The organism is Micromonospora rubida, from assembly GCF_009908295.1.
Classification (GTDB): domain Bacteria; phylum Actinomycetota; class Actinomycetes; order Mycobacteriales; family Micromonosporaceae; genus Micromonospora; species Micromonospora rubida.
In genome coordinates, this window is the sequence record NZ_JAAALO010000007.1 from 163,476 (window position 1) to 184,876 (window position 21,401).

The 21,401-nt window shown below is 74.4% G+C and carries 18 protein-coding genes; 13 read left to right on the forward strand and 5 right to left on the reverse strand.

The genetic code is table 11. The features are described 5' to 3' along the window. Positions 1 to 103 precede the first annotated feature (103 nt). From GVV04_RS24445 to GVV04_RS24485, 9 genes are all read left to right on the forward strand, one after another. Entirely contained in the window at positions 104 to 1,261 is a 1,158-nt protein-coding gene (locus GVV04_RS24445) for an acyl-CoA dehydrogenase family protein (protein ID WP_328822548.1), read from the forward strand. Then, a complete protein-coding gene (locus GVV04_RS24450) occupies positions 1,258 to 2,373 on the forward strand; it encodes an acyl-CoA dehydrogenase family protein (RefSeq protein WP_161690850.1) in 1,116 nt (371 codons plus the stop codon). The genes GVV04_RS24445 and GVV04_RS24450 overlap by 4 nt, the downstream gene beginning before the upstream one ends. 183 nt (positions 2,374 to 2,556) lie before the next feature. Next, complete coding sequence (locus tag GVV04_RS24455) at positions 2,557 to 3,342, forward strand: ABC transporter ATP-binding protein (protein ID WP_161690852.1); 786 nt, start codon at positions 2,557 to 2,559, stop codon at positions 3,340 to 3,342. After that, the gene (locus tag GVV04_RS24460; protein WP_161690854.1) at positions 3,339 to 4,061 is read left to right on the forward strand and encodes an ABC transporter ATP-binding protein; all 723 of its coding nucleotides are present in this window, start codon (positions 3,339 to 3,341) and stop codon (positions 4,059 to 4,061) included. Before GVV04_RS24455 ends, GVV04_RS24460 begins: the two co-directional genes overlap by 4 nt. Before the next feature lie 26 nt (positions 4,062 to 4,087). Beyond that, positions 4,088 to 4,966, forward strand: coding sequence for a branched-chain amino acid ABC transporter permease (locus tag GVV04_RS24465; RefSeq protein ID WP_161690856.1), 879 nt, complete (start codon positions 4,088 to 4,090; stop codon positions 4,964 to 4,966). Continuing rightward, positions 4,963 to 6,075, forward strand: a complete 1,113-nt coding sequence (locus GVV04_RS24470) for a branched-chain amino acid ABC transporter permease (RefSeq protein WP_161690858.1) — start codon at positions 4,963 to 4,965, stop codon at positions 6,073 to 6,075. The genes GVV04_RS24465 and GVV04_RS24470 overlap by 4 nt, the downstream gene beginning before the upstream one ends. 93 nt (positions 6,076 to 6,168) lie before the next feature. Next, complete coding sequence (locus GVV04_RS24475; RefSeq protein ID WP_161690860.1) at positions 6,169 to 7,452, forward strand: ABC transporter substrate-binding protein; 1,284 nt, start codon at positions 6,169 to 6,171, stop codon at positions 7,450 to 7,452. Between the two features lie 137 nt (positions 7,453 to 7,589). Next, positions 7,590 to 8,201, forward strand: a complete 612-nt coding sequence (locus GVV04_RS24480; protein WP_161690862.1) for a TetR/AcrR family transcriptional regulator — start codon at positions 7,590 to 7,592, stop codon at positions 8,199 to 8,201. A 108-nt stretch (positions 8,202 to 8,309) separates the two neighbouring features. Continuing rightward, the gene (locus GVV04_RS24485; protein WP_328822550.1) at positions 8,310 to 11,021 is read left to right on the forward strand and encodes a helix-turn-helix transcriptional regulator; all 2,712 of its coding nucleotides are present in this window, start codon (positions 8,310 to 8,312) and stop codon (positions 11,019 to 11,021) included. Positions 11,022 to 11,032: 11 nt separating this feature from the next. On the opposite strand, the gene GVV04_RS24490 is transcribed toward GVV04_RS24485, so the two are convergent. Beyond that, complete coding sequence (locus tag GVV04_RS24490; protein ID WP_161690866.1) at positions 11,033 to 12,370, reverse strand: aminotransferase-like domain-containing protein; 1,338 nt, start codon at positions 12,368 to 12,370, stop codon at positions 11,033 to 11,035. Between the two features lie 97 nt (positions 12,371 to 12,467). On the opposite strand from GVV04_RS24490, the gene GVV04_RS24495 reads away from it, so the two are divergent. Further along, the gene (locus GVV04_RS24495; protein WP_161690868.1) at positions 12,468 to 13,298 is read left to right on the forward strand and encodes an alpha/beta fold hydrolase; all 831 of its coding nucleotides are present in this window, start codon (positions 12,468 to 12,470) and stop codon (positions 13,296 to 13,298) included. Between the two features lie 99 nt (positions 13,299 to 13,397). Here the strand turns inward: GVV04_RS24495 and GVV04_RS24500 are convergent, their stop codons facing one another. From GVV04_RS24500 to GVV04_RS24510, 3 genes are read right to left on the reverse strand one after another with little or no spacing between them, the layout of a single operon-like run. Next, positions 13,398 to 14,471 carry a Zn-dependent alcohol dehydrogenase gene (locus GVV04_RS24500; protein ID WP_161690870.1) on the reverse strand — a complete coding sequence of 358 codons (1,074 nt, stop codon included), beginning with the start codon at positions 14,469 to 14,471 and terminating at the stop codon, positions 13,398 to 13,400. Next, positions 14,468 to 15,886 carry an aldehyde dehydrogenase family protein gene (locus GVV04_RS24505; RefSeq protein ID WP_161690871.1) on the reverse strand — a complete coding sequence of 473 codons (1,419 nt, stop codon included), beginning with the start codon at positions 15,884 to 15,886 and terminating at the stop codon, positions 14,468 to 14,470. Before GVV04_RS24505 ends, GVV04_RS24500 begins: the two co-directional genes overlap by 4 nt. 48 nt (positions 15,887 to 15,934) lie before the next feature. Beyond that, positions 15,935 to 16,600: a TetR/AcrR family transcriptional regulator gene (locus tag GVV04_RS24510; protein ID WP_161690873.1), complete on the reverse strand. Its 666-nt coding sequence runs from the start codon at positions 16,598 to 16,600 to the stop codon at positions 15,935 to 15,937. Between the two features lie 86 nt (positions 16,601 to 16,686). Between GVV04_RS24510 and GVV04_RS24515 the strand changes: the two genes are divergently transcribed. The 3 genes from GVV04_RS24515 to GVV04_RS24525 are packed head-to-tail and all read left to right on the forward strand — an operon-like array spanning position 16,687 to position 19,813. Next, entirely contained in the window at positions 16,687 to 17,835 is a 1,149-nt protein-coding gene (locus tag GVV04_RS24515) for an acyl-CoA dehydrogenase family protein (protein WP_161690875.1), read from the forward strand. Between the two features lie 16 nt (positions 17,836 to 17,851). After that, entirely contained in the window at positions 17,852 to 18,610 is a 759-nt protein-coding gene (gene fabG, locus GVV04_RS24520) for a 3-oxoacyl-ACP reductase FabG (protein WP_161690877.1), read from the forward strand. 30 nt (positions 18,611 to 18,640) lie between these two features. Continuing rightward, the gene (locus tag GVV04_RS24525) at positions 18,641 to 19,813 is read left to right on the forward strand and encodes an acyl-CoA dehydrogenase family protein (RefSeq protein WP_161690879.1); all 1,173 of its coding nucleotides are present in this window, start codon (positions 18,641 to 18,643) and stop codon (positions 19,811 to 19,813) included. A gap of 629 nt (positions 19,814 to 20,442) precedes the next feature. Here GVV04_RS24525 and GVV04_RS34525 read toward each other — a convergent pair. Continuing rightward, positions 20,443 to 21,009: a winged helix-turn-helix domain-containing protein gene (locus GVV04_RS34525; protein WP_161690881.1), complete on the reverse strand. Its 567-nt coding sequence runs from the start codon at positions 21,007 to 21,009 to the stop codon at positions 20,443 to 20,445. Between the last annotated feature and the right edge of the window lie 392 nt (positions 21,010 to 21,401).

Genomic DNA, 21,401 nt, shown 5'->3' on the forward strand with positions numbered 1-21,401 from the left:
CCCGCATCGAGCCCGCTCGACCGGTGCGCCGCCGGGCTTCCGTCCCGCCCGACGGCGGTCTATATTGCATCGACAGTGCAAATACATTCCGGGGAGGTCGCACGTGTCGGACGACACCGCCGACCGGCTGCGGGGCCTGGTCACCGAGCTGCTGGGGCGGCACGACCCCGCAGGCGGGCGTACCGGCTTCCTCCGCGCCCGGTTCGACGCCGGGCTGGCCTGGGTCCACTACCCGGTCGGGCTCGGCGGGCTGGGTGCCCCGGAGCGCCTGCAGTCGGTGGTCGAAGAGGCCCTCGCCCGGGCCGGGGCACCGGACAACCGGCCCCGCCGCAACAGCATCGGGCTCGGCATGGCCGCGCCGACCCTGCTGCGGCACGGCACCGAGGCGCAGCGCAGGCGTTGGCTGCGACCGCTGTGGACCGGCGAGGAGATCTGGTGCCAGCTGTTCAGCGAGCCGGACGCCGGCTCCGACCTCGCCGGCCTGAGCACCCGCGCCGTGCGCGACGGCGACGACTGGGTGGTCGACGGCCAGAAGGTGTGGACGTCGATGGCCCACCGGGCGCGCTGGGCGCTCCTGCTGGCCCGGACCGACCCCGACGCCCCGAAACACCGGGGGATCACCTACTTCGTCTGCGACATGACCGCCCCCGGCGTGCAGGTGCGACCGCTGCGTCAGCTCACCGGCGAGGCGGAGTTCAACGAGGTGTTCCTCGACGGCGTCCGGCTGCCGGACGCCCTCCGCCTGGGTGCCGCGGGCGACGGCTGGCGGGTCGCCCGGACCACCCTGATGAACGAGCGGGTCGCCATCGGTGGCCGCCCGCTGCCCCGTGAGGGCGGAATGATCGGTCTGCTCACCCGCACCTGGCGCGCGCGCCCCGAACTGCGCACCGCCGGCCTGCACGAGGAGGTCCTGCGGTTGTGGGTGCGGGCCGAGGCCGCCCGGTTGACCGCCCTGCGCCTGCGCCAGCAGCTCGCCGCCGGCGAACCGGGCCCGGAGGGGTCCGCGGTCAAGCTCTCCTTCGCCGACCTGGCCCAGCAGATCAGCGCACTGGAGCTGGAACTGCTCGGCGGGGAGGGCCTGCGCCACGACGACTGGACGATGCGCCGCCCGCAGGAGCCGGACCTGCTCGGTCGCACGGCCACCTACCGCTACCTGCGCGCCCGCGGGAACTCGATCGAGGGTGGGACCTCGGAGATCATGCGCAACATCATCGCCGAGCGGGTGCTCGGGCTGCCCGCCGAGCCCCGGGCGGACCGATGACCAACCTGCTCTACGGCGCCGACGAGGAGGCGTTGCGGGACAGCCTGCGGGCACTGCTGGCCACGCACGCCCCGTGGCGGCGGACCCTGGCCCGGCTCGACGGCGACGAACCGTACGACCCGGTGCTCTGGGCGCGGCTGACCGGTCAGCTCGGCGTCGCCGGCCTGCCGGTGCCCGAGGAGCACGGCGGCGCCGGGGCCGGCTTCCGTGAGGTGGCGGTGGTGCTGGAGGAGCTGGGCCGGGCGGTCGCGCCGGTGCCGTTCCTGGGCAGCGCCGTGGTGGCCACCCGGGCGCTGCTGGCCTGCGGCGAGGTCGATCTGCTCGGGCAACTCGCCACCGGCCGGCACACCGCGGCACTGGCGGTCCCCTTCGCCACCGCGCCCGACGCGCGCCCGTACGCCGTGGAGGTCGCCCCCGGTCCGGCGCTGGCCGGCACCGTGACCGGCGTCGCCGACGCCCTCCCCGCCGACCTGCTGCTGGTCCCGGCCGGCGACGGGCTCCATGCCGTCGACGCGCGGGGTCCGGGCGTGCGGATGACACCGGTGGTCTCGCTCGACCCCACCCGGCCCCTGTGCGACATCGTGTTCTCCGGTGCCCCCGCCAGGCGGATCGCCGCCGGCGCGGCGGCCTCCAGAGCGGTGGGCGAGGCGCTCACCGCAGGAGCGGCACTGCTCGCCTCCGAGCAGGTCGGCGTCGCCCAGTGGTGTCTGGACACGACGGTCGGGCACGTCCGGAACCGGCACCAGTTCGGGCGGCCGATCGGCTCGTTCCAGGCGCTCAAGCACCGGCTCGCCGACGTCTGGGTGGAGCTCTCCCAGGCCCGGGCGGTCGCCCGCTACGCCGCCGACTGCCTCGCCGCCGGCGACCCGGACACGGCGCTGGCGGCGGCGCTCGCCCAGGCACACTGCGCGGCGGTCGCGGTGTCCGCCGCGGAGACCTGCGTGCAGCTGCACGGCGGCCTCGGCTTCACCTGGGAGCACCCCGCGCACCTGTATCTCAAGCGGGCCAAGGCCGGCACGATCGCCTTCGGCGCCGCCGACCGGCACCGGGCGGCTCTGGCGCGACTGGCCGACCTGCCCGCGCCGGCCCGGGTCCCGGGGGTGGGGAGCTGAGCGGGATGCCGGGAAGAGGTCGTGTCCCCGCGTGCCCGGTGGGTGTGGAAACCACTCGGCCTCCGACCCGCTCGGCGGATGTTCCCGCTGATCGTGGATGGCCAGGCATCGAAGATATTGACGATACTGCTCAGAAATGTACACTGCCAGTGTAAATAACCTTCGCAGGTTTGGGGGTGCGTGATGGAGCAGGGGCTCGCACTGCACCACGTCGGGGTGAGCTTCGGGGGCCTCACCGCTCTCGACGACGTGTCGCTGCGGGCGCCGGCCGGCCGGGTGGTGGGCGTGATCGGCCCGAACGGGGCCGGCAAGACCACTCTGTTCAACGTCATCTGTGGCTTCGTCACGCCCCAGTCGGGGTCGTTGACCCTCGACGACCGGGCGCTGCGGCCGCGACCGCACCAGCTCGCCCGCCTGGGCATCGCCCGGACCCTGCAGGGAACCGGCCTGTTCGCCGGGCTCACCGTGCTGGAGAACGTGATGACCGGCGCCTCGCACACCGCCCGGGCCGGCTTCCTCCCGGCCCTGCTCGGCCTGCCCCGCAGCGACCGCGACGAGCGCCGGCTGCGCCGACACGCCCTCGACACCCTCGACGGCCTCGGCATCGCCGGGCACGCCGGCGCTCTGCCGGGAACCCTGCCCTTCGCCGTACGCCAGCGGGTCGCCCTGGCCCGCGCGCTCGCCGCCCGCCCCCGGCTGCTCCTGCTCGACGAACCCGCCGGCGGCCTCGGCGCCGACGACATCGCCGAGCTGGCGACCCTGATCCGCGACCTGCCCCGCCGCGACACCGACCCCTGCGCCGTGCTGCTGGTCGAGCACCACATGGACCTGGTGATGTCGGTCTGCGACGAGATCGTGGTGCTCGACTTCGGCCGGGTCATCGCCGCCGGCACCCCCGACGAGATCCGCGCCGCCCCGGCGGTCACCGACGCCTACCTCGGCGTCGCCGCCGGCGAGGCGGCGCAGTGAGCGCCGACGCCCTGCTCGCCGTCCACGGGCTGGTCGCGGGCTACGGCGCGGCGCCGGTGCTGCACGCCATCGACCTCTCCGTCCCGCCCGGCGCCATCGTGGCGGTCGTCGGCGCCAACGGGGCCGGCAAGACCACCCTGCTGCGCACCCTCTCCGGCATGCTGCGCCCCGCCGCCGGCCGGATCGTCCTCGACGGCGAGGACCTGCGCGGCGTGCCGGTGGAGCAACTCGTCCGGCGGGGCCTGGCCCACGTGCCGGAAGGGCGTGGCGTGGTCGGCGAGCTCACCGTGGACGAGAACCTGCGGCTCGGCGGGCTGTGGCGACGCGACCGCGCCGACGCGGCACGCGCCCTCGACGAGGTCTACCAGCTCTTCGAGCCGCTGGCCCGGCGGCGACGACACCTCGGGCACCAGCTCTCCGGCGGCGAACGGCAGATGCTCGCCCTCGGCCGGGCCCTGGTCGGCCGGCCCCGCCTGCTGCTGCTCGACGAACCGTCGCTCGGCCTGGCACCACTGGTGGTCGCCCAGATCATGGCCCTGCTGCGGCGGCTGCGCGACAGCACCGGCCTGACCGTGCTGCTCGTCGAGCAGAACGTGCGCAGCGCGCTCTCCGTCGCCGACCAGGGCGTGGTGATGGCCCTCGGCCGGGTCGTCGCCGCCGCCCCGGCCGCCCGGCTGCGCGACGACGACGACCTGCGCCACGCGTACCTCGGATTCTGACCACCCGTCCCTCGGAGGGAGGACTGTTGGACCGCTTCGTCTTCCTCACCCTCGACGGTCTGTCGAGGGGCTCGGTCTACGCCGCGTCCGCCCTGGCCCTGGTGCTGATCTGGCGGGCCGCCCGGATCGTGAACTTCGCCCAGGGAGCGATGGCCGTCGCCGCCGCCTACGTGGCCCACAGCGTGACCTCGGCGACCGGCTCCTACTGGCTCGGCTTCCTGGCCGCGGTCGTCGCCGGGCTGCTCCTCGGCGCGCTTGTCGACGTGGCCGTGATGCGCCTCGTCGACCACCGGTCCCCGCTCAACCCGGTGATCGTCGCGCTCGGGCTGGTCCTGCTGATCCAGGCCGTCCTCGGCATGGTCTACGGCAACGAGTACCGCCCCGCCGAGACCCCGTTTCGCCGGACCGCCCTGAGCGTGGGCGGAGTCGCCGTCCTCTCGCCGTTCGACCTGTTCGTCTTCGCCACGATCGCGGTGGTGGTCGTCGGCCTCGCCTGGATCTTCACCCGTACCGCGGTCGGCCTGCGGATGCGCGCCGCGGCATTCGCCCCCGAGGTCTCCCGGCTGCTCGGGGTCAACGTCGGCGGCATGCTCACCCTCGGCTGGGCGCTGGCCTCCGGCGTCGGCGCCCTGGCCGCCATGCTGGTCGTCCCCACCGAGCTCGGCCTGCACCCGCACGCGATGGACCTGGTCTTCGTCTCGGCGTTCACCGCGGCCGTCGTCGGCGGGTTGGACAGCCCACCCGGGGCCGTCGTCGGTGGCCTCCTGGTCGGTCTCCTGCTCTCCTACGTCAGCGGCTACGTCGGCAGCGACCTCACCCCCCTCGCGGTGCTCGCCCTGCTGCTGGCGGTGCTGCTGGTCCGCCCCGCCGGTCTGTTCGCCCCGGTCGCCGCGAGGCAGGTGTGAGCGCCACCCGGGCGGCGGCCCCACCGGCGAGCCGGAGACCCACCGCCGGCGTACGCCCGGCCGGGGGGCCCCGTGGCTCGACCCTGCTGCGCCACCTCGCCGTCGTCGCCGTCGCCGCGCTACTGCTGGTGGCCGTCAGCTACGGCCTGGAGCCGTTCCGCAACTTCCAGCTCGCCACCGTGGCGGCCTATCTCTGCGCGACCGCGGGGCTGACCGTCCTCACCGGACTGAACGGCCAGCTCTCGCTGGGGCACGGCGCGCTGATGGCCGTCGGCGCCTACACCGTCGCCCTGAGCCAGAACGCGTTCGCCGACCGGGGCGTCACCGGGCAGTGGGTGCTGCCGATCTCGCTGGGCGCGGCCCTGCTGACCACCGTCGCCGTCGGTGCCGTCATCGGCGTGGCCGCGGCCCGGCTGCGGGGGCCGTACCTCGCCGGCGTCACCCTGGCCGTCGCCGTCGTCGTGCCGGCGCTGACCGTCACCTTCGACGGCGTGTTCAAGGGCGAGCAGGGGCTGCCCGTTCCCGTCGAGCCACCACCGGCGGCGCTCGGCCCCTACTTCCCCTACGAGAGGTGGCAGCTCTGGGTCGCCGGGGCGGCCACCCTGCTCGTCCTGCTGCTGCTGGGCAACCTCGTCCGCAGCCGCTTCGGCCGGACGTTCCGGGCGGTCCGCGACGACGAGGTCGCCGCGCGCCTCGCCGGCATCCACGTCGCCCGCACCCAGGTGCTCGCCTTCGTGGTCAGCGCGGCGGGCGCCGGACTCGGCGGCGCCCTGCTCGGGGTGCTCGCGCAGAGCGTGTCGCCCGGGGCGTTCTCCCTGACGCTGTCGCTCTTCCTGCTGATGGCCGTCGTCATCGGCGGTCTCGGCCGCCTCGCCGGGGCGGTGTGGGGGGCCGTCCTGCTGGTCGTCCTGCCCGACCTGACGCACACCGTGAGCGACCTGGTCACCCTCCCGCCGGCGGTGGCGCAACGGCTGGAGGGGAACCTGCCGCTGGCGATCTTCGGGATCACGTTGGTCGTCGTCATGATCGCCGCGCCCGGTGGGGTGCAGGGTCTGCTGTCGCGCCTCGGCCGCGCCCTGCTCGCCCGGTGGCGGCCCCGGCGCACCTGAGCTGCTCTTCCCGTCCCACCCGGCGGCCGGACCTCACCGGCCGCCGGACCACCCCACCACCAGTAACCGGACCGAGGAAGGTCGGTGTCCCACATGCCACGCGTCGCACGCCACGCTCTCGCGATCGCCACCTCCATCACCCTGCTCGTCACCGCCGTCGGCTGCACCGGCGAGGAGTCCGATTCCGGGGGCCGCCAGGTTCCCGGCGTCACGGACACCGAGATCGTCGTCGGCACCCACATGCCGCTCACCGGGCCGGCCTCGGCCGGCTACTCCAAGATCGCGCCCGCCACGAAGGCGTACTTCGACTACGTCAACGCCAACGGCGGGGTGCACGGCCGGAGGATCACCTACAAGGTCATGGACGACGGGTACAACCCGGCGAACACCCAACAGGTGGTGCGCCAGCTGGTCCTCCAGGACAAGGTCTTCGCCGTCGTCAACGGCCTGGGTACGCCCACCCACAGCGGCGTGCTCGACTTCCTCAAGAGCAACCGGGTGCCCGACCTCTTCGTCGCCTCCGGCAGCCGCAGCTGGGACCAGCCCGACAAGTACCCGGGCACGTTCGGCTTCAACACCGACTACACGGTGGAGGGCAAGATCCTGGCCAACCATGTGAAGACCAGCCTGCCCGGGCGAAAGGTCTGCTTCCTCGGCCAGGACGACGACTTCGGCCGGGACAGCCTGGCCGGCGTGGAGAAGGTCCTCGGCGCCGGTGCCGTGGTCGCCAAGCAGACCTACGTCACGAGCAACCCCAACGTGGCGCCCCAGATCGGCGCGTTCAAGGCGGCCGGCTGCCAGGTCGTCATCCTCGCCACCGTGCCCGGCTTCACCGCGCTGTCCGTCGGCACCGCCGCGCGGCTGAGCTTCCGGCCGCAGTGGCTGGTCTCCAACGTCGGCGCCGACCACCCGACCCTGGCCAAGCAGCTCGGCGCCGGCGCCCCGCTGCTGGAGGGCATGGTCGGCGCCAACTACCTGCCGATGCAGGACGACGCCGAGAACCCGTGGATCCAGCTCTTCACCAGGGTGAACAAGGCGCACAACGCCGACGCGCCGTTCGACGGCAACAGCGTCTACGGCATGGCGGTCGGGTACCTCTTCGTCCAGGCGCTCCTCGCCGCCGGCAAGGACCTCACCCGTGAGTCGTTGCTTGCCGCCGTCGCGAAGGGCGGCTTCCAGGGGCCCGGGCTGGCCCCGCTGCGCTTCTCCGCCACCGACCACTCCGGCTACGGCGGGGCGCGGCTGAGCCAGGTGAGCGGGGGGAAGCAGAGCTACTTCGGCCCGGCGTACGAGACCGACGAGGGCGACGGGCCGGTGAAGGAGTACGCCGTGACGCCGGCGACGCCCCCGGCCAACGGGGTGCCGACGGTCTCCTGACCGGCCGACTCCCCTCAGCGTGGCTGGTCCGCCGGGAGCTGCGCCGGCGCCAGCCGCAGCCCGGCTGACCGGCGCGCGTCTAGACTCGGCGCCGGTGGCGTCACGGGCGGCGTGACGAGGTGGAGGGAGCGGCGCCGATGGGCAGTGCCGAGGCGCCGGGCCGGGTCGACGGACGGACCGCCCGGGCCGAACGGACCCGGGCGGCGATCGTCGAGGCGCACCTCGCGCTCATCTCCGAGGGTGACCTTCGGCCGACCGGCGAGCGCATCGCCGAGCGGGCCGGTATCTCCCTGCGCACCCTCTGGACCAACTTCAAGGACATGGAGACCCTGTTCGAGGCGAGCGGCGAGGAGTTGCTGAGGCAGCAGGACGCCGCCTACCGGCCGATCTCGCCCGCTCTGCCGCTGGCCAAGCGGGTCGACGCGTTCTGCCGGCAGCGGGCCCGGCTCCTCCAGCTCATCGCGCCGTCCGCCCGGGCCGCGCAGATGCGCGAGCCGGTCTCCGAGCAGTTGCACCGCAACCGTCTCAAGCACATCGCCCGGGTCCGCGACGAGGTCGAGCAGTTGTTCGCCGGGGAGCTGGCACAGGTCGGGTCGGGCCGCAAGCAGCTGGTCGACGCCCTGGTGGCCGCGAGCATGTGGCCGACCTGGTCGATGCTGCGCGACGGTCTCGGGCTGGGCGTGGACCAGGCCCGGGCGGTGATGACCCGCATGGTGGCCGCCCTGCTGGCCGACCCGGCGGCGACCTGACGCCGCGCCCCGGCGAGGAGGTCGACGCGGGTCACCGGCCCTCTTTCCATAGGGTTACCAATAGGTGACACTGGCTGCATGGTTACTGCATCGACAGTGCAAATAACCGTGCTGCGGGGACGCGATGGCGAGTGCCAGGCGATCCGGAACCTGCTCGACGGAGCCTCGGGCGGCGGGGGAGCGTTGCTGTTGCAGGGCGAGCCGGGCTCGGGCCGGACCGCCCTGGTGGACTACGCGCACCGACACACGCAGGGCTTCACCGTCCTCGCCGGGGCCGGGGTCGCGGAGGAGGCGGCGCTGCCCCACGCCGGGCTGCAACGGCTCCTCGACCCGATCCTCGATCAGGCCGATGCCCTGCCCGACCGGCACCGGCGGGTGCTGCGGCACGCCCTGACCGGCGCGGGCTGCCCCGCCGACCAGCGGCTCGCGCTCTCGATGGCCGTGCTGGGGCTGCTCGCCGCCGCCGCCCGGGAGCGTCCGCTGCTCTGCACCATGGACGACCTCGACGTGACCGACCGCCCGACCGCCGAGGTGCTGGCGTTCGTGGCCCGCCGCGTGCGCCAGCTACCGGTGGCCGTCGTGCTCACCGGGGGGACCGACACCGCACCCGCTGGAATTCCCACGTACCGGCTGGGGGCCCTCGACGAGCACGACAGCCGCGCCGTGCTCGTCGGCCGGCTGCCCGCGCCACCGTCCGACCCGGTCGCCACCACCCTCGGCGCGGTGGCCGGGGGCAACCCGCAGGCGCTGGTGGACCTCGCCGGCTCCCTGAGCCCCGCCCAGTGCCGGGGGGAGGAGCCCTTGCCCGCCGCACCGCCGGTCGACGGCGCACTGGGGCGCGGGTACCGGGCCCGGCTGGGTCGGCTGCCGGCCGACACCCGACGCGTGCTGCTGCTCGCCGCCCTCGACGACGAGCTGGACGCGACCACTCTGGTACGGGCCGCGCGCGCCGCCGGGACGGTGATCGAGGCGCTCGCCCCGGCCGAGGTCGCGGGGCTGGTCCGCATCGGGCCGTGCGGGGTGACGTTCCCGCAGCCGGTGGCCCGGGCGATGGTCGAGGCCACGGCGCCCCTCGCCGACCGCCGCACCGCCCACCTGCTCCTTGCCGGCCTGCTCGACGGCGTCGGGCAGCGCCTGCGCCGGGCCCTGCACCTCGCCGCCGCCGCCGAGGGCCCGGACCCGGCCCTGGCGGCCGAGTTGGAGGAAGCGGCGCGGGGCGGGGGCCGCCCGGACACCCTGTCGGTGGCCCTGCACCGCGCCGCCGAACTCAGCGCCGAGTCGGCCCCCGCCGCCGCCCGGATGGTGGCCGCCGCCCACCACGCCTGGGCGGCCGGTCAACCGCACCGGGCCCGGCTGCTGTTGCAGGGGCTGCCCGCCGACGCGGCGGAGCCGACCTTGATCGGTGCCGAGCTGCTGCGCGGCGAGCTGGAACTGCGCTGCGGCCGGCCACCCGTCGCACTGACGGCGCTGCTGGCGGTGGCCGACGCGCTGGCCGGCGCCGATCGCGCCCTGGCCCTGGGCGCGCTGGTGCGCGCCGGCGAGGCGGTCTGCTTCGCCGGCGACCAGCACCGATACGCCGAGGTGGCGCGGCGTGCGCCGGCGCTGTGTCGCCCCGGGCAGGGGCCCGGCGTGGAGTTGCTGGCGACCCACGTCGCCGGGGTCGCGGCGGCGCTGCGGGGCGATCACGACCGGGCCGGGCCCGCGCTGCGTCGGGTCGTCGTCCTCGCCGACCAGCTGACCGGCCAGGCCCTCACCCCGGCCGCCCTGACCTGCGCCTCGGTGGCCGGCCTGCTGGTGGCTGTGGACGCCACGGCGCACCGGCTCGCCGACCGGGCCGTCGAACTGGCCCGTACGCGCGGTGAGCTGGCAGTCCTGCCGCGGGCGCTGGAGCTGCGGGCGGACGCCGAGTACTGGTTGGGCCGGCACGAGGCGGCGGCGGAGACCTCCCGGGAAGGGCTGCGCCTCGCCCGGATCACCGGCCAGGCCACCTGGGCCGGCGTCCACCTGGGCATGCTGGCGGTGCTCTGCGCCATCCGCGCCGACCGGGACGCCGGCCTGCGGCTGATCCGCCAGATCGGCGAGGCCCCGGCGCCGGAGAGCCGTCCCGCCGCCCTGGCGCGCTGGGCCCTGGCCGTGCTGGACCTCGTCGACGGGCGATCCGGCGACGCCGTGGCCCGGCTGGCGGGGCTGGCCCGGCCGGGCACCGGTCGCGGGCAGGTCCTCGTCCAGGTGATGGCCACGCCGTACCTGGTGGAGGCTGCGGTCCACCCGGCGCACCGGCCGGTGGCCGTCGCCGCCCTCGCCGTCTTCGACCGCTGGGCCGACAGCACGGCGAGCCCGTCGCGGCGGGCGCTGTCCGCGCGGTGCCACGCGCTGCTCGCCCCCAGGGGCAGCGCGGAGGCGGAGGAGGGCTTCCGTGCCGCGTTGCGACTGCACCCGGCGGGCGGGTTCGAGCGGGCCCGCACCGGGCTGCTCTTCGGCCGGGAGCTGCGGCGCAGCCGGCGGCCCCGAGACGCCCGCGAGCACCTGCACGACGCCCGCGAGACTTTTACCGTCCTCGGGGTGACAGCCTTGGCCGAGCAGGCCGCCGCCGAGCTGCGGGCCGCCGGGGAGGCGGTGAGCGGGCCGGGCCTGCCGGCGGCGGCGGTGCTGACCGGTCAGCAGCTGCGGATCGCGCAGCTGGTCGCGGAGGGCGCCACCAACCGGGAGATCGCCGGCCGGATGTTCCTCTCCACCCGCACGGTCGACCACCACCTGCGCAACATCTTCCGTCGCCTCGGCATCCGCTCCCGCACCCAACTGGCCCGCGCGTTGTCCTAGAGGCTCGGCGGTCACTCCGGCCCACCGTCCTCCGGACTGGAGCGGGCCAGCGCCGCGAGCGTGTCAAGCGCCCAGGACAGGGTCGGCAGCGGCGGTGCGGCCAGCCCGAGCCGTACGGCGTTGGGGGCGTGGCTGGTCTCGACGGTGAACGCGGCGGCGGGGGTGACCGCGATGCCCCGGCGGGCCGCGGCCGCGACGAACGTCTCGGCGCGCCACGGCTCCGGCAGCTCCCACCAGCAGTGATAGGCGTCCGGATCGGATCGGAGGAGCTGGCCGGCCAACCGGGTTCGCGCCAGCTCCTGCCGGGCGCGGGCGTCCCGGCGCTTGCCGGCGGTGATGGTGGCGACCGCCCCGTCGCCGAGCCATCGCGTGGCCGCGTCCAAGGCGAAGCGGGTGGCGGTCCAGGCGCCGGACCGGATCGCGGTCGCGAGCTGTTCGGTGAGCTGTGGTGGCGCGGCGGCGAAGCCGACGGTGAGGCCCGGAGCGAGCCGCTTCGAGAGGCTGTCGACGAGAATGGTGCGGGACGGTGCCAGTGCGGCCAGCGGTGTCGGGGCGTCGGTGAGGAACGACCAGACGGCGTCCTCGATGACGTATACCCCGAGGTGGTCGAGCAGGTCGGCGAGCGCGGCGCGGCGGTGCGCCGGCATGGTCGTGCCGAGCGGGTTGTGCAGGGTCGGCTGGAGGTAGACGGCCCGGAGCGGGGCGGCGCGGTGTGCCTCGGCGACGGCCTCGGGCAGCAGGCCGTCCTGGTCGATCGGCAGCGGGACGAGGGTGACGCCGAGCCGGCTGGCGATGGCCTTGACGACGGGGTAGGTGAGCGCTTCGACGCCGAGCCGCCCGCCCACCGGGACGAGGGCGGCGATGGAGGCGGCGATCGCCTGTCGGCCGTTGCCGGTGAACAGGATCTGCCGCGGGTCCAGGGCCCAGTCGGGGCGGCCGAGAAGCCCGGCGACGGCTTCCCGCGCCGGGGGCGTCCCGGCGACGCCGACCGGGGGCAGCGCGGTTGCCAGCGCCTCGGGCCGGAGCAGGCCGGCCAGAGCACCGGCCAGCAGTGCGGGCTGTTGCGGCAGCACCGAGAAGCTCAGCTCCAGGTCGACGCGGACGTCACCGGGTTCGGCGAGGGCGGGTTCCGGGGGCGGGGTCGCCGTCCGGACGAAGGTGCCCCGGCCGACCTCCCCGGTCACCAGCCTGCGCCGGGCCAGCTCCGCATAGACCCGGGCGGCGGTGGAGTTGGCGATGCCGCGTTGCCGGGCAAAGGTCCGCTGCGGCGGCAGGCGGTGTCCGGCGGCGAGCCGGCCGGCGGCGATGTCGGCGGCGATCCCATCGGCGATCCGCCGGTAGTCGTCCACGATCCGCTCCCAATTGCTCCGAGAACATTGTTCTTATTGCACCCGACTATTGCACCGCATAGCCTTCCTGTCGAGATCAGCCTCGGGAGGAGCGGCGATGGCCACGACACAGGTCAACGGAGTCAGCGTCGGATACGACGATCGCAGCGACGGGGAGACTCTGGTCCTCGTGCACGGGCATCCCTTCAACCGCTCCATGTGGCGTCCCCAGGTCGACTTCGCGGTGGCCGCCGGGTGGCGGGTCGTCGCCGCGGACCTGCGCGGGTACGGCGAGAGCACGGTGGTCCCGGGCCGCACCACACTCGACGTGTTCGCCCGGGACATCGCCGGCCTGCTCGACCAGCTCGGCGTACCCCGATTCGTCCTCGGCGGACTGTCGATGGGCGGGCAGATCGTGATGGAGTGCCTGCGCCAGTTCCCCGAGCGCATCTCCGGGGTCCTGCTGGCCGACACCTCCGCGCCGGCGGAGACCGATCTCGGGCGCAAGCTCCGCAACGAGCTCGCCGACCGGCTGCTCCGGGAGGGCATGGCCGGCTACGCCGAGGAGGTCCTGCCGAAGATGCTCGCTCCGCGGAACATCTCGGCCCTGCCGGAGATCGCCCGGCAGGTCAGCATCATGATGCGGACGACCTCGCCGGTCGGTGCCGCCGCCGCCCTGCGCGGACGTGCCGAGCGCCCCGACTACGTCGAGACGCTGCGCCGGGTCGAGGTCCCCACCCTGGTCGTGGTGGGCCGCGACGACGAGTTCACCCCGATCGGCGATGCCGAACTCATCACCGAGTGCGTCCCGGGCGCGACGCTGGTCGTGGTCGACGGCGCCGGCCACCTGCCCAACCTGGAGCGGGAGGCGGTCTTCAACGCCGCGCTCGGGCGCCTGCTTCAGCACGTCACGGCGGTGGGGGGACGGCAGCGGCGAGCATCTTCGTGACCGGGGCCAGCAGTGGTTTCGGGGCCGCCTTCGCGGCGCTTCGCCGCCGACGGCGCCCGGGTAACGACCGCCGGCTGGTCCGGCGCGGCCGGAACTCTGCTAGGGCACGACCACGGTGCGCGCGCCCTCGCCCCGGGCCATCCGGGCGAACGCCTCGGCCGCTCCGTCCAGGTCGGTCCGGTCGGTGATCAGCGGGGCCAGGTCCAGCGTCCCGTCGAGCACGGCCCGGGCCAGTTCGGGCACGTCCCGGTCCGGATCGGACGAGCCGTAGACCGACGACCGCAGCGTGCGGGCCGAGTGGAAGATCTCCAGGGCGCTCAGGCCGACGATGTCGTCCTTGGCTCCCATCCCCACCACGGTCACCTGCCCGCCCCGGCGGGTCGCCCGCCAGGCCGTGCGGATGGTGTCAGCGCGCCCGACGCACTCGAAGGCGTGGTCGACGCCCCGCCCGTCGGTGTGCCCCCGGACCGCCCGGTTGACCGAGTCGTCGGCGACCAGGAAGTCGGTGGCGCCTGCGGCGCGGGCCAGCTCCGCCTTGGCCGGCGAGACGTCGACGGCGAGCACCGGGGCGGCACCGGCGGCCCGGGCGGCGGACACGACGGAGAGCCCCACCCCGCCGAGGCCGATCACGGCCACCGACTCGCCGGTGGCGACCCCGGCGGTCCGCCGGACCGCGCCGACGCCGGTGAGCACGGCGCAGCCCAGCAGCGCGGCGGCCTCCATGGGCAGCTCGGCCGGGACTCCGATCACCGCGTCCTGCGGCACCACCACCTGTTCGGCGAGGGCGCCGAGGCCGAGGGTGACGTGCAGCGGCTCGCCGCCGGCGGTCCGGCCCCGGGGGACGGCGGGTGCCCCGGCGCGCTCGCAGAGCCACGGCTCGCCGTGCCCGCAGTACCAGCACCGCCGGCACGGCGGCGCCCAGTTCAGCACCACGTGCTCCCCGGGCACGACCCGGGTCACGCCCGCGCCGACCTCGGCCACGATCCCCGCCGCCTCGTGCCCGAGCACCAGCGGGTACGGCGGCGCCAACGTCCCGTTGACCATCGACAGGTCGGAGTGGCACACCCCGGCGGCCCGGATCTCCACCCGTACCTCGCCGGTTGCGGGGGCCGGCAGTTCGACGTCCTCCACCCGCAGCGGCTCCCCGACCGCCCGGGCGACCAGCGCCCTCATCGCTGGATCGCCTTGGTCTGGAGGAACTCGTCCAGCCCGTGGCTGCCCAGCTCCCGGCCGAGGCCGGACTGCTTGTAGCCGCCGAACGGGGCGAGCGGGTTGAACGGGGCGCCGTTGATGTCCACCGCGCCGGTGCGCAGCGCCCGGGCGACGCGCAGCGCCCGCTGTTCGTCGCCGGACCAGACCGCGCCGGCCAGCCCGTACCGGGAGTTGTTGGCCACCTCGACGGCGTGCGCGTCGTCGTCGACCGGGATCACCGCGAGCACCGGCCCGAAGACCTCCTCCTGGGCCAGCGCGCTGTCCGGGTCGACGTCGCCGATCACCGTGGGGGCGACGAAGAAGCCGCGCTCGGGCACCGGGGCGTCCGGTCCGCCGGCGACCAGCCGGCCCCCGTCGGCCAGGCCCCTGTCGATGTGGTCGCGTACCCGCTGTCGCTGCGCGGCCGAGACGAGCGGGCCGAGCCGGGTGGCCGGGTCGAACGGATCGCCCAGCCGGTATCCCGCCGCGGCCCGCGCGGCCAGGGTGAGGGCCTCCTCGTAGCGGGTCCGGTGCACCAGCATCCGGGTCCAGGCCGTGCAGGTCTGCCCGGAGTTGAGGAAGGCGTTGCCGACGCCCACCTGCACGGCGGTGGCCAGGTCGGCGTCGTCGAGGATCACGTTGGCCGACTTGCCGCCGAGCTCCAGCGCGACCCGGGCGATGCGGTCCGCGGCCAGGTGGGAGATGCGCCGGCCGGTGGCCGTGGACCCGGTGAAGGAGACCATGTCGACGCCCGGGTGGGCGGCGATGGCCTCGCCGACCACCGGGCCGGTGCCGGTGACCAGGTTGACCACGCCGGGCGGGAGGCCGGCCTCGTCGATCGCGTCGAAGAGCAGGTACGCCACCAGCGGCGTCAGCTCGCTCGGCTTGAGCACCACCGTGCAGCCGGCGGCCAGCGCCGGGGCGAGCTTGGCCACGACCTGGTGCAGCGGGTAGTTCCACGGGGTGATCGCGCCGACCACGCCGACGGGTTCGCGCACCACCAGCGAGTGACCCACGGTCTGCTCGGCCGGCCCTCGCGCGGCCAGCTCGACGTATCCGCGCAGGACGGCGAGGGGGAGCCCGGCCTGCACCCGGGTGGCCATCTTGAGCGGCGTGCCCAGCTCGCATGCGACGGTCCGGGCGATGTCGTCGGCCCGGGCGGTCAGCGCGGCGTGCAGCCGGTCCAGCCCCGCCGCCCGGTCGGCGGGCGCGGCGGCGGCCCAGCCGTCGAAGGCGGCGCGGGCGGCGGAGACGGCCCGGTCCACGTCGTCCGCGGTGCCGGCCGGCACCGTCGCGATGAGCTCCTCCGTCGCCGGGTTCCGCACCGGCAGGTTCTCCGGGGAGGACGCCGCGACCCAACAGCCGTCGAGGTAGAAGTCGGTCCGTGCGAGATTCATCGATCCCCTCACATGCGTCGGCCGAAACTAGCGGTGGAAGTTGGGACTCTAGTGCGTGTCGGCGGCCGGCGGGAGGGGTGGCAGCGGGCCGATGGTCCGCTCGTACGTGCGGGAGAGGCCGTCGATGAGCGCGTCGAGGCCCAGCTCGAAGGCGCCCTCGTCGACGCGCTGCTGGTGTTCGGCGAGCCGGTGCGCCTGGGTGAGGTGCGGGTACTGCTCGGCGTACAGCCCGGGGTCCTCCACGAAGCCCCGGGCGAACGAGCCCAGCGCCGATCCCGCGACGAGGTACCGCATGAGCGCGCCGATGTGGGTGGCCCGGGCCGGTGGCCAGCCCGCGTCGACGAGGCCGCCGTAAACGGCGTCGGCCATGGCCAGCGCGGCCGGCCGGCGCCCGGGGCCCCGGGTCAGGTACGGCACGATGTGCGGGTGGGCGGCGAGCGCCGCGCGGTACGACTGCCCCCACCGGCGCAGTGCCTCCCGCCAGTCGACGGCGCCGAAGAACGACACGTCCACCCGGGCGGTGACGCTGTCGGCGACCGCGTCGAGGATCTCGTCCTTGGTGGCGAAGTGGTTGTACAGCGACGGGCCGCGCACGCCCAGTTCGGCGGCGAGCCGGCGGGTGGAGAACCCCTCCAGCCCGGCGGAGTCGATCAGCGCGGCGGCGGCCTCGACGATCCGCTGCCGGCTGAGCAGCGCCTCCCGCGGCCGGGGCATCCGTTCCTCCTCTGCTCGGTGGTCCGTGCAGAACTCTGCCACAGCGGGGCTGGACGGATTAAAACTTGCACCGCTAGTTTGTTGGCATGAACCTTGAACTCTCCGCCGAGCAGGAGGCGGTGCGCCAGCTCGCCGCCGAATTCGTCGCCCGCGAGGTGACGCCCCACGCGGCGGCCTGGGACCGGCGCGAGGCGGTCGACCCGGCCATCGTCGGCAAGCTCGGCGAGCTCGGCTTCCTGGGGCTCACCGTCCCCGAGGAGCACGGCGGCTCCGGCGGCGACCACCTCTCCTACTGCCTCGTGCTGGAGGAACTGGGCCGCGGCGACTCCGCCGTGCGGGGGATGGTCTCCGTGTCCCTCGGGCTGGTGGCGAAGTCGATCGCCGCGTACGGCACCCCGGCGCAGCGGTCCGAGTGGCTGCCCCGGCTCTGCTCGGGCGCCGCCCTCGGCTGCTTCGCGCTGACCGAGCCGGGCAGCGGCTCCGACGCCGCCGCCCTGACCACCCGGGCCACCCGCGACGGCGCAGACTGGCTGCTCACCGGCGCGAAGGTCTTCATCACCAACGGCACCACCGCCGACGTCGCGCTGGTCTTCGCCCGCTCCGGCGGGCCGGGGCACCGGGGGATCACCGCCTTCCTGGTGCCCACCGACAGCCCGGGGCTGACCCGGCGGGAGATCCACGGCAAGCTCGGGCTGCGCGGGCAGGCCACCGCCGAGCTGGTCCTCGACGGCGTCCGGGTGCCCGACTCCGCCCGCCTCGGCGAGGAGGGCGGCGGCTTCCGGCTGGCGCTGTCGACCCTGGCCAAGGGCCGGATGTCGGTGGCCGCCGGCTGCGTCGGCATCGCCCAGGGCTGCCTCGACGCCGCCGTCGGCTACGCCGGGCAGCGCACCCAGTTCGGCAAGCCCATCGCCGGCCACCAGCTCGTGCAGCAGCTCCTCGCCGAGATCGCGGTCGACACCGCCGCGGCGCGGATGCTGGTCTGGCAGGTGGCCGACCTGATCGACCGGGGCGAGCCCTTCGCCACCGAGGCGTCGATGGCCAAGCTCTTCGCCAGCGAGGCCGCCGTCCGTGCGGCCAACAACGCGGTCCAGGTCTTCGGCGGGTACGGCTACATCGACGAGTACCCGGTCGGCAAGTACCTGCGCGACGCCCGCGTCGCCACCCTCTACGAGGGCACCAGCCAGATCCAGCAACTCCTCATCGGGCGGGCGCTCACCGGCGTCAACGCCTTCTAGGACCCAGGGGGAAACCGTGACCAGATTCGCCGACCGGATCGCCGTCGTCACCGGCGGGGCCCAGGGCATCGGTGCCGCCACCGCCCGCCGGCTGGCCGCCGAGGGCGCGACCGTCGCCGTCGTGGACCTCGACGCCGCGGGCAGCCAGGCCGTCGCCGACGACATCGCCGCCGCGGGCGGCCGGGCCGTCGGCCTCGGCTGCGACGTGACCGACGCCGACGCGGTGGCCGCGACGATCGCCCGCGTCGCGCAGACGTACGGGGGCCTGCACGTGTTGGTCAACAACGCCGGGATCACCCGCGACAACCTGCTGTTCAAGATGCCGCTGCCCGAGTGGGAGGCGGTGCTGACCACCAACCTGACCAGCATGTTCCTCTGCTGCCAGGCCGCCCAGGAGCACATGGTCGGCGCCCGCTACGGCCGCATCGTCAACCTCAGCAGCCGGTCCGCGCTCGGCAACCGCGGCCAGGTCAACTACGCGGCGGCGAAGGCCGGCGTGCAGGGGCTGACGGCCACCCTGGCGATCGAGCTGGGTCCGTTCGGGGTGACCGTGAACGCGGTCGCCCCCGGCTACGTGGCCACCCCCATGACCGCCACCACCGCGCAGCGGGTCGGCAGCACACCGGAGGACCACCAGCGGATGGTCGCCGAGCAGACGCCGCTGCGGCGGGTCGCCCAGCCGGCGGAGATCGCCTCGGTGATTGCCTTCCTGGCCAGCGACGACGCGTCGTACGTCACCGGACAGACCCTGTACGTCAACGGCGGCGCGCGCTGAGCCGCACCCTCGACGAGGACCGGAGGAGACATGGACTTCGCGCTTTCCGACGAGGAACGGGCCATCCGCGACACGGCCCGCGACTTCATCAGCCGGGAGGTGATGCCGCTGGAACAGGAGCTGCTGCGCCGGGAGCGGGCCCACCAGCCCGGCCTGGACCGCAGTGAGCTGCGCGAGTTGCAGCTCAAGGCGCGCACGTTCGGCTTCTGGGGACTGGCCACCCCGCAGGAGTACGGTGGCATGGACCTGCCAGCGGTGACGCAGTCACTGATCTGGACGGAGCTGGGCCGCACGTTCGTGCCGTTCCGCTTCGGTGGGGAGGCCGACAACATCCTCTTCCACGCCACCGACGAGCAGAAGCGGGAGTTCCTCCTCCCGACCATCGAGGGGGAGCGGATCTCCTGTTTCGCCATCACCGAACCGGGAGCCGGTTCGGACGCGGCGAACATCCGGCTGTCGGCCCGCCGCGACGGCGACGACTGGATCCTCGACGGCGAGAAGACCTTCATCACCGGCGGCAACGACGCCGACTTCGCCATCGTGGTCGCCGTGACCGACCGGGAGAAGGGGGCCCGCAACGGTGGCGCGACCGCCTTCCTGGTGGACCGGGCGATGGGCTGGCGCTCGGAGTTCATCCAGACCATGGGTGAGGGCGGCCCGGCGTCGTTGATCTTCGACGGCGTACGGGTGCCGCACCGCAACGTCCTCGGCGAGGTCGGTCAGGGCTTCACGCTGGGCATGGAGTGGATCGGCAAGGGCCGGTACACCATTCCCTCGCACGCCATCGGCATCGCCGAGCGGGCGTTGCAGATGGCCATCGACCACGCCAACACCCGGGAGACCTTCGGGGCGAAGATCGGCACCAACCAGGCCATCCAGTGGATGATCGCCGACTCGGAGACCGAGCTGGAAGCCGCCCGCTGGCTGGTGCTGCGCTCCGCCTGGACGGTCGACCAGGGCCTGGACCCCCGGCACGCCTCGTCGATGGGCAAGCTCTACGGCGCCGGAATGGTCAACCGGGTGGTGGACCGGGTGCTCCAGATCCACGGCGGCATGGGCTACACCCGGGAGCTGCCCATCGAGCGCTGGTACCGGCAGGTCCGGCTGTACCGGATCTTCGAGGGCACCGACGAGATGCAGCGCCTGATCATCTCGCGGGACCTGTTGCGTGGCTACACGAAGATCGGCGGGCACCTCGCATGAGGACCTTCGGACACCGACGGCCCGGTCGGCATCGTGGGGGGCGCCCAGGGCCCCGGCAGAGTCGCGGAGTGTCCGATCCCGCCCGACGTCCATCCACCCTCCGGGAACCCCGTTCCGCTCCTGGAGGATGATCCGAGATCCTAGCCAGGGCCACGGTCTCGCCGGTCCTGCGCTATGTCCCCTCTCTCGCGAACGCCGGGGAGGTCGCCACTACGCCGCCCCATGCCGTCCCATGCACCGGTCCCTGCCGTCCCGCGCACCGGGCAGTCGGGTGGCGGCCCCCTGACGATTGCGCCCGGATCCGGTCGGGGCCCTGCCCTTCGGCCCCTGTGGAGCTGCCCCGTCCACGCTCCCGCTCCATCTACAACACAACGGAGCAGCTCCACAGGGGCCAACGGAGGCTGGGCCGATCCGGCGAAGACCGGCCCAACAGGGGCCGATCCGGCGACGGTCGAGCCGGCAGGGGCCGGCCCGGCGAAGACCGGCCCAACAGGGGCCGATCCGGCGACGGTCGAGCCGGCAGGGGCCGGCCCGGCGAAGACCGGCCAAACAGGGGCCGGCCCGGCGACGGTCGAGCAGGCAGGGGGCGATCCGGCGAAGGCCGGCCCGGCAGGGCTGCCGGGCGAGGGTCAGCCGTCGGCGCCGCTGACCCTCGGCTGTCGGTGATCGGTCAGCCGGAGCCCGACACCGCGCACCGCGACGACGGTGACGCCGGTGCCGAGCTCGCCGAGCTTGCGCCGCAACCGCTTCACCAGGGACTGCACGTCCGCCGTGCGCTGGCGTCCCTCGGCACGCCAGACCGACCGGTGCAGCTCGGGGTAGCTCCAGACCCGGCCCGGTTCGGTGATCAGGCAGGCCAGCAGGTCGTGTTCGAGCCGGGTGAGGGATACCTCGCGGTCCCGGCAGCGGGCGGTGAGCCGGGCCGGGTCGATCCGCAGGGTGTCGTCCGGCGTCGCCGGTGCGGCGGCGGGGGCCCGGGCCGGCGGCGCACCGGCCTGCGGCTGCGACTGTGCGGCCGTGATCAGCCTGCGCAGCTCGTCAAGGTCGGCCACCAGCAGCAGCGGCGCGATGCCGTCGAGGTGTTCGGCGAGCCGGATCCGTTCGGCCGGTGACGGTGTCACCGCGATCACCAGCGGGAACGGGCTGCCGGTCTCGTCGAACCCGGCCGGCGTCGTGCTGTCGTCGTCCTCGGTCACCGCACCCACCCGGAAACGATGGGCAGTTTCTGCCCGACTTGGTCATGGCCGTGACAGTAATTGTCAAACCCGCCGCCACGTGAGCAACCCTTAGCGACAAGTTGCTCACGTGCCGTGCTTGATCGTTCATCTTTTTCGATCATAGTGTCCACACAGGCAGCCGGCGTGACCCGCACGGCGCCTGGGGGCCTGGGGGGTTCGTTCATTCCGGTGTGATCCAGACGGGAGATGGGTCTTTTGCACCCTTCGCCATGGCTCGATTAACCGCGGGTCGTTTCTGGAGGAGACAGCACCGATGCTGAGACGTCCACACGGCAGGCGCCTGTTCAGGCGCCTGGCGAGCGCGGGTGCGGCGATCGCGCTCGCCGCGGCAGGTCTGGCGACAACCGGTT

Bases quoted from the DNA above. Each gene is read 5' to 3' on its own strand.
- GVV04_RS24450 (WP_161690850.1), top strand. From the start codon at position 1,258: ATGACCAACCTGCTCTACGGCGCCGACGAGGAGGCGTTGCGGGACAGC.
- GVV04_RS24455 (WP_161690852.1), top strand. From the start codon at position 2,557: ATGGAGCAGGGGCTCGCACTGCACCACGTCGGGGTGAGCTTCGGGGGC.
- GVV04_RS24475 (WP_161690860.1), top strand. From the start codon at position 6,169: ATGCCACGCGTCGCACGCCACGCTCTCGCGATCGCCACCTCCATCACC.
- GVV04_RS24480 (WP_161690862.1), top strand. From the start codon at position 7,590: ATGGGCAGTGCCGAGGCGCCGGGCCGGGTCGACGGACGGACCGCCCGG.
- GVV04_RS24495 (WP_161690868.1), top strand. From the start codon at position 12,468: ATGGCCACGACACAGGTCAACGGAGTCAGCGTCGGATACGACGATCGC.
- GVV04_RS24500 (WP_161690870.1), bottom strand. From the start codon at position 14,471: ATGAGGGCGCTGGTCGCCCGGGCGGTCGGGGAGCCGCTGCGGGTGGAG.
- GVV04_RS24505 (WP_161690871.1), bottom strand. From the start codon at position 15,886: ATGAATCTCGCACGGACCGACTTCTACCTCGACGGCTGTTGGGTCGCG.
- GVV04_RS24510 (WP_161690873.1), bottom strand. From the start codon at position 16,600: ATGCCCCGGCCGCGGGAGGCGCTGCTCAGCCGGCAGCGGATCGTCGAG.
- GVV04_RS24515 (WP_161690875.1), top strand. From the start codon at position 16,687: ATGAACCTTGAACTCTCCGCCGAGCAGGAGGCGGTGCGCCAGCTCGCC.
- GVV04_RS24525 (WP_161690879.1), top strand. From the start codon at position 18,641: ATGGACTTCGCGCTTTCCGACGAGGAACGGGCCATCCGCGACACGGCC.